General features: G+C 72.7%; 8 protein-coding genes and 2 tRNA genes. 5 read left to right on the forward strand and 5 right to left on the reverse strand.

What is annotated here, in order from left to right:
* The first annotated feature begins 83 nt into the window (after nucleotides 1-83).
* Both JF597_RS01120 and JF597_RS01125 read left to right on the forward strand, forming a co-directional pair.
* Nucleotides 84-497, forward strand: a complete 414-nt coding sequence (locus JF597_RS01120; RefSeq protein ID WP_004002642.1) for an SsgA family sporulation/cell division regulator — start codon at nucleotides 84-86, stop codon at nucleotides 495-497.
* A 270-nt stretch (nucleotides 498-767) separates the two neighbouring features.
* The gene (locus JF597_RS01125) at nucleotides 768-1,328 is read left to right on the forward strand and encodes a CGNR zinc finger domain-containing protein (protein WP_293987332.1); all 561 of its coding nucleotides are present in this window, start codon (nucleotides 768-770) and stop codon (nucleotides 1,326-1,328) included.
* A gap of 195 nt (nucleotides 1,329-1,523) precedes the next feature.
* Here JF597_RS01125 and JF597_RS01130 read toward each other — a convergent pair whose 3' ends face one another.
* Nucleotides 1,524-1,676, reverse strand: a complete 153-nt coding sequence (locus JF597_RS01130; protein WP_167450005.1) for a hypothetical protein — start codon at nucleotides 1,674-1,676, stop codon at nucleotides 1,524-1,526.
* 365 nt (nucleotides 1,677-2,041) lie between these two features.
* Nucleotides 2,042-2,488, reverse strand: coding sequence for a hypothetical protein (locus JF597_RS01135; protein ID WP_293987339.1), 447 nt, complete (start codon nucleotides 2,486-2,488; stop codon nucleotides 2,042-2,044).
* A gap of 283 nt (nucleotides 2,489-2,771) precedes the next feature.
* Here JF597_RS01135 and JF597_RS01140 point away from each other — a divergent pair, with 283 nt between their 5' ends.
* Nucleotides 2,772-3,290, forward strand: a complete 519-nt coding sequence (locus JF597_RS01140) for a DsbA family protein (protein ID WP_293987342.1) — start codon at nucleotides 2,772-2,774, stop codon at nucleotides 3,288-3,290.
* A 47-nt stretch (nucleotides 3,291-3,337) separates the two neighbouring features.
* Here the strand turns inward: JF597_RS01140 and JF597_RS01145 are convergent, their stop codons facing one another.
* The 3 genes from JF597_RS01145 to JF597_RS01155 form a co-directional block, all read right to left on the reverse strand.
* Entirely contained in the window at nucleotides 3,338-4,162 is an 825-nt protein-coding gene (locus JF597_RS01145) for a GNAT family N-acetyltransferase (RefSeq protein WP_293987345.1), read from the reverse strand.
* A gap of 77 nt (nucleotides 4,163-4,239) precedes the next feature.
* The gene (locus tag JF597_RS01150) at nucleotides 4,240-5,061 is read right to left on the reverse strand and encodes an aminotransferase class IV (RefSeq protein ID WP_293987348.1); all 822 of its coding nucleotides are present in this window, start codon (nucleotides 5,059-5,061) and stop codon (nucleotides 4,240-4,242) included.
* Nucleotides 5,062-5,162: 101 nt separating this feature from the next.
* A complete protein-coding gene (locus JF597_RS01155; RefSeq protein WP_293987351.1) occupies nucleotides 5,163-6,227 on the reverse strand; it encodes a chorismate-binding protein in 1,065 nt (354 codons plus the stop codon).
* A 178-nt stretch (nucleotides 6,228-6,405) separates the two neighbouring features.
* Here JF597_RS01155 and JF597_RS01160 point away from each other — a divergent pair.
* Nucleotides 6,406-6,478, forward strand: a tRNA-Gly gene (locus tag JF597_RS01160).
* Nucleotides 6,479-6,516: 38 nt separating this feature from the next.
* Nucleotides 6,517-6,590 (forward strand) — tRNA-Cys (locus JF597_RS01165).
* Nucleotides 6,591-6,648: the final 58 nt, after the last annotated feature.

Genomic DNA, 6,648 nt, shown 5'->3' on the forward strand with positions numbered 1-6,648 from the left:
TTACAACGGCACCGTAGGTGGCATGTCGATTTCGCCGACGTGCGAATCCCCGAGCGCACACTGAGCGAAAGGCCCTGGCGCTTATGAACACCACGGTCAGCTGCGAGCTGCACCTGCGCCTCGTTGTGTCGAGCGAGTCATCCCTGCCTGTCCCCGCAGGCCTGCGGTACGACACGGCCGACCCCTACGCCGTGCACGCCACCTTCCACACCGGAGCCGAGGAGACCGTCGAGTGGGTGTTCGCCCGCGACCTCCTCGCCGAGGGGCTGCACCGCCCCACCGGCACCGGCGACGTCCGCGTCTGGCCGTCCCGCAGTCACGGTCAGGGCGTCGTGTGCATCGCCCTGAGCTCTCCGGAAGGGGAGGCCCTGCTGGAAGCCCCGGCGCGGGCTCTGGAGTCCTTCCTGAAGCGAACGGACGCCGCCGTGCCCCCGGGCACGGAACACCGCCACTTCGATCTCGATCAGGAGCTCTCGCACATCCTGGCGGAGAGCTGAGGGTACGCCCCCTGCAAGCCGCCCGGCGCCGTCCACTCGGGGAGACGGCTCGGGCCTAGACAACCGCATACGGCAGCACCGGCGCCGCCACCGTGTTCCGTCACGGGGGCGGTGCCGGTGTGTCCGCGTTCCCGTGGAACCGCCGGGGGGCGGTGAGCGTTGTACCGCACAGTCACGAGTGGGACAGGTCCGGTGCGGGGCCGCCGTATGTCGCTACCATCGGCCACCATCGGCGGGCGCCCGCCCGACCCTCAGGCCAGGGAGCGAATCGTGCTGATCACCCACGACACCCGGCGTTCTCTCGACGCCGTGGTGGATCTGGTGAACACCGTGCCGGAGGACGACGCGGCGGCGGACGGACTGCCCGATGTCGCGGCCCTCCAGAAGTTCGTACGAAACCACGACGTCAGCGATGTGGGCGTGCTGTCGGAGTTCGATCTGTCTGCGGTGCGCAAGATCCGTGGCCGGTTCGCGGCGATCTTCGCCGCTCCGGACCCGCGGACCGCCGCCAAGTGGATCAACGAGCTGGTCGCGGCCGCGGGCACCACGCCCCGGCTCACGGACCACGACGGCCACGACTGGCATGTGCACTACTTCGCACCCGGCGCCTCGGTGGCCGACCATCTCGCCGCCGACTGCGGGATGGCGCTCGCCTTCTTCGTCGTCGCCGGGGAGCAGGAGCGCCTGCGGCGCTGCGAGGCCCCGGACTGCCGGCGCGCCTTCGTGGACCTCTCCCGCAACCGTTCGCGCCGTTACTGCGACAGCCGGACCTGCGGAAACCGCCTGCACGTCGCCGCGTACCGGGCACGCCGCAAGGAGGCGGCGGGCTGATCCCGGGGGTGCCAAGAACGGGGTGAGGGGGCGGAGGCACGGGGGCGGAGGCACGGGGGCGGGGGTGCTGCGGCGGGCGGGTCGCGGCGGGTCGAGGTCCGGAGATCGAGGACCAGTAGCCCTCGCCCGGTCGCAACCGGGGCGTCGATGCCGACGCCGGTCCCGGCGGGTGGCGCCGGGACGGGCGGGTACGGCTCACAGCCACAGCAGGTCGTGCAGCGCAGCCATGAGGAGCAGACACCCGATCACCGCTAGGAAGATCATCAGCGGTGGCTGGGAAAGGGCGAAGAGGCACCCGCGCGGCTCGTCCTTCGGCGGCGCGGCCTCGCTCTGTTTCGTGTCCAGCATCTCGCGGCGATGATGTCCCAGCGGACCCCCGCCACGCGATCAACACGCCCGGAATGGGCGGGAGTTCGCCGAATTCCGCAATGTCCGCTTCGCTTCCGCTCGTCCTCTGAGCACTTCCGCGCACGCCGCAGTCGCACTGTGTCGTTTCAATGCCTCATGCGATTGTCATATGCATGCGCCCGCAACTCGGCCGAACTGCGCCGCGGCGCGGCGGCGGCCGGGACGCGGCCAGGGACGCGTCGTGGGCCGCGTCGACGACGGCCTGCGCGGCGCTGCCGCAGCGGCTCGCCTCGATCACGTCGACGCCCGGGAAGTGCCCGCAACCCGACCGAACTGCGCCGCGGCGCGGCGGCGGCCGGGACGCGTCATATCCCGTGCTTCTTGAGGATGGCCTCGATGTCGCTGAAGTCGTCACCCGAGCCGGTGCCGCGGGGCGCCGCCGCGGGCCCGGTCGCCGGACGGGTGGCCGGACTCAGGGACGGTGCCGCGGCGGCGGGGGCTACGGCGTCGCGCTCTGCGCCCCGGGAGGCCGCCCTGCGCTCGGCACGGGTGCCACCGCGCCGGCGCTCCACGGCGCGGGTGCCGGCGAACAGGGCCCAGGCCGCGCCCAGCACGCCGAAGCCCGCCCAGGCGGTGGGGCTGAACGCGGTGTCGGCGAGCCAGCCGACCACGCCGGTCATCACCAGACCGATGGGGACGAGGGAGTAGGCGGCGATGCGGGCCGCCGCCAGGTATCGCTTGCGGTAGGCGGTGACCACGGCGATGCCCAGGCCTGCCGCGGACACGGCGGAACAGACTGTCTCGGCGATCATCCGGTCCTCCTGCGGGCTGGGTCGGGCGGGCGGAGTGCGGGCGCTGCTTCGCCCCTTCCATCGTGCACCGCCCGGCCCGTGCGATCCATGTCCGGGCCCGACAATCAGGGGCATCTCGGGGTCCTCTCCGGGTCACCTCCACCCCAGGGACGAGCCAGGGCCACACCCCCACTCCGGCACCCCGGCCGATGCCGGTTCCGGCGGTCGGCCGCCGCCCGCCCCCTGCCGGCCGGCCCGCCGCCTCGATTGGGTCCACGGAGCGTGGCCTGGAAGACTGGTCGGCATGAACGACTCCCCCGCGCGCGCCGACGCCCCGGTCCTCGACGTCTGGTGTGAACTGCAGTGTCCCGACTGCCGCAGCGCCCTGGACGACCTCCGTGCCCTGCGTGCCCGGTACGGTGACCGGCTGGAGTTGCGGCTGCGGCACTTCCCGCTGGAGAAGCACAAGCACGCCTTCGCCGCCGCGCAGGCCGCCGAGGAGGCCCTGGAGCAGGGCAAGGGCTGGGAGTACGTCGAGGCGGTCCTCGGCCGGGTCGAGGAGCTGGACCGCGGGGGCGAGCCGTTCCTGGTCGAGGTGGCCCGCGAACTGGGCCTGGACGCCGAGGAGTTCGACACCGCGCTGGTCGACGGCCGGCACATCCTGATCGTGGACGCCGACCAGGCCGAGGGCAAGGCCATCGGCGTGACCGGCACCCCGACGTACGTCATCGGCGGCGAACGCCTCGACGGCGGCAAGAGCCAGGAGGGCCTGCGCGAGCGCGTGGCGGAGATCGCCGACCGGCTGCTGGCCGAGCAGGAGTGACCCGGCAGCAGTGCCTGCCGCAGTGACCGGCCGGCGGTGACCGGACTTCAGATCAGGTTCTTGTGGAGAATGCAGGAGACCGTCTCGTACCCCAGCGACGCGTAGAGGCGTTCGGCCGGAGTGTTGCCGGCGAACACGGTGAGGCCGAGGACGGGTCGGCCGGCGGCGATCGTCTGGCTCTCCGCCAGCAGCATGAGGGTGCGGCCGTGACCCCGGCCGCGGTGCGCGGCGTCGGCCTCGACGTCGAACACAAAGGCGCGGTCCTCCCTGAGGGCCAGCCACAGGGTGCCGACGCGTGTCCCCTGGTGTTCGAGGATGCTGAACCGCATGTCCTCGGTGGCCGGCCCCCGCGGCAGCAGCCGCTCGTGGTCGCGCCGCGTCTTCTCGTGCGCCTCGGCTTCGGGCATGCCCCGCTCGATCCACATGCGTGCGTGCGCCTCGGACTCGTGAGCGAGCCACTCCTCGAACTCCGCGTCGGTCATGGCACGGCCGAGGCTGCCGGCCGGCAGCGCGGGCGGGGTGTCGCCGAGGCGCTTCTCCATCCTGCGGTTGCGCGGCACGTAGCCGAGCGCGGTGACCAGCCGGAGGGCCGGCTCCGCGGCGGCCGGGACACCCACCTCGATCTGCCGGCAGCCCCAGCCCCGCGCCACCTCCTCCGCGGCGAGCGCGGCCACGGTGCCGCGGCCCCGGCGGCGGTCGGGCTCCTCGATGCGCAGGTCGACGATCCGGGCCACGTGGGCGCCGAGACTCGGCGAGGTGCCGAGGTGGAGGGTCCCGACGGGCCTGCCGTTCACGCACACCTGGAAGTGGCGGGACGGTGCCCCGTCGGCGCCGTGCTGGAGCGGCTCGGTCGGCCGCAGGGTCGTGGTCATCAGCCGTGTTCTACCCGCCCGGGACGCTGACGTCAGCCCGACAGGGCCCTGGCCGCCGGAGACCCTCCGGGAGCGCGTCAGGGATCCAGGTCGTCGCCCGACCGCTCGTCGAAGACGCGCATCGCCTTGGCGGTCACCGGGCCGGGGGCACCGGGGAGTTCACGGCCGTCGACGCGGTGCACGGCCTGGACGTCGCGCAGGGTGGAGGTGAGGAAGATCTCGTCGGCCCGCTCCAGGACGTCCAGCGGCAGGTCCGTCTCGCGGGCGCCGGTCCACTCGACGGTCAGGGCGCGGGTGATGCCGGCCAGGCAGCCGGACGCGACCGGCGGGGTGTGGATCTCGCCGTCGAGGACGACGAAGACGTTGGAGCCGGTGCCCTCGCAGAGCTGCCCGACGGTGTTGGCGAACAGGGCCTCGGAGGCGTCGTGTTGGTGGGCGCGGGCCAGGGCGACGACGTTCTCGGCGTACGAGGTGGTCTTCAGACCCGTGAGCGCGCCGCGCTCGTTGCGGGTCCAGGGGACCGTGATCACGGCGGTGGAGTCGGCGCGGCGGCCGGTCTCCCCGAGGGCCACCACGAGGGTGGGGCCGCGGTCGCCGCGGTCGGAGCCGAGGGGGCCGTGGCCGCCGGTGTAGGTGATGCGCAGCCGGCCCAGCGGCATCGGGTTGGCCGCCAGGACCGCCTCGCAGGCCCGGCGGACCTCGTCGCGGTCGGGGTCGGGCAGGCCGAGGCCCCGGGCCGAGCGGGTCAGCCGCTCGAGGTGGCGGGTGAGCGCGAAGGGCCGGCCCTCCGTCGCCTTCACCGTCTCGAAGATGCCGTCCCCCACGGTCAGCCCGTGGTCGAAGACGGAGACACGCGCGGACTCGACGTCCTGCAACCCGCCGTCCAGCCAGATCTTCACAGCTCTCTACCTCTACAAGTCAGCGCCCGATGCGTCGGATGCACGAGACGCACCGGATGCGGCGGACCGGCCCGGGGTCCGAAGGCCGCCGCCGGGCCGGTTCAGCACCCGGGACCGTCTTCGTTCACGTCGTACGTACCCGACGCTACCGCGAGCAGCCGGGCGGCCTTCAGCTCGGTCTCCCGCCATTCGCCCTCCGGATCGGAACCCCATGTGATCCCGGCGCCGGTGCCGAACCGGAGCGTGTCACCGTCGCCGGACCGGTCGATCCAGAAGGTGCGGATGCCCACGGCCAGCTCGCCCACGCCCCGGTCCGCGTCCACCCAGCCGATGCCGCCGCAGTACGGACCGCGCGGCGCCGTCTCCAGGGCCTCGATGATCCGCAGGGCGCTCGACTTCGGCGCGCCGGTGACCGAGCCCGGCGGGAAGGCCGCGGCGAGCAGGTCGGGCCAGCCCGCGCCGGCACGCAGCTCGCCGCGGACGGTGGAGACGAGATGGACCAGCCCCGGGTGCTTCTCCACGGCGCACAGGTCGGGGACGGTCACACTGCCGGTGGCGCAGACCCGCCCGATGTCGTTGCGGACCAGGTCCACGATCATCACGTTCTCGGCGTAGTCCTTCTCCAGGAGATCCGCCTCGGTGCGGCCGGTGCCCTTGATCGGCCCGCTCTCCACGGTCCGCCCCGTCCGGCGCAGGAACAGTTCGGGCGAGGCGGTGGCTATCTCCACCCCGTGCTCCGGGAGGCGAATCGTTCCGGCGTACGGCGCCGGGTTGCCGCGGGCCAGCAGCGCGGTCAGGGCGTCCACGTCGGCGTCCGCGGGGACCGGCGCGGAGAGCACGCGGCAGAGGTTGGCCTGGTAGACCTCGCCGGCCGCGATGTGCGTGCGGATCCGCCGCACCGCCGCCGTGTACGCGGCGCGGTCGAGGGACGACGTCCAGTCGCCGGCCGCCGGGCCCCGCCACTGTCCCGGCACCGGCGCCGGCACCGGCTCCTCCCGTAGGTCGCCGAAGCGGGCACAGGTCAGCCGGCCCTCGAAATCCGCGCAGACGGCCCAGAAACCGGAGGAGTCGAGGGCCGCGGGATCGCTGGTCACGTCGAGGAGGCCGGTGGCGACGCGGTCACCGAACCGGGCGAGAGGAGGGTGATGAGGAGGACGATGGAGCACGTCGTCGAGTCTATGGCGGGTGTCCTCGGGGTGACCCGGGCATGTCGTCAAGGGCGCCCTGACCACGTCGTCCGTCCGGACCGGCGCAGCACGCTGCGCAAACGCGTTTTTGTGCTGGCCCGGGAATCCGCTAGAGTTCAACACGTCGCCGGGACGCGAGAGCGGACCGAAACGACAGGCGGACGTAGCTCAGTTGGTAGAGCGCAACCTTGCCAAGGTTGAGGTCGCGAGTTCGAGCCTCGTCGTCCGCTCGAAGGAACTAGGGGTCTTCCCGATCCCCTACACTCCTGGTGGAGTGGCCGAGAGGCGAGGCAACGGCCTGCAAAGCCGTCTACACGGGTTCAAATCCCGTCTCCACCTCCAAGGACGATTAGCTCAGCGGGAGAGCGCTTCCCTGACACGGAAGAGGTCACTGGTTCAA

This window comes from Streptomyces sp., from assembly GCF_019510245.1.
Classification (GTDB): Bacteria; Actinomycetota; Actinomycetes; order Streptomycetales; family Streptomycetaceae; genus Streptomyces.

Excerpts from the sequence above, each read along its gene's own strand:
- JF597_RS01145 (WP_293987345.1), bottom strand. The coding sequence starts at position 4,162 with ATGACCACGACCCTGCGGCCGACCGAGCCGCTCCAGCACGGCGCCGAC.
- JF597_RS01135 (WP_293987339.1), bottom strand. The coding sequence starts at position 2,488 with ATGATCGCCGAGACAGTCTGTTCCGCCGTGTCCGCGGCAGGCCTGGGC.
- JF597_RS01120 (WP_004002642.1), top strand. The coding sequence starts at position 84 with ATGAACACCACGGTCAGCTGCGAGCTGCACCTGCGCCTCGTTGTGTCG.
- JF597_RS01130 (WP_167450005.1), bottom strand. The coding sequence starts at position 1,676 with ATGCTGGACACGAAACAGAGCGAGGCCGCGCCGCCGAAGGACGAGCCG.
- JF597_RS01140 (WP_293987342.1), top strand. The coding sequence starts at position 2,772 with ATGAACGACTCCCCCGCGCGCGCCGACGCCCCGGTCCTCGACGTCTGG.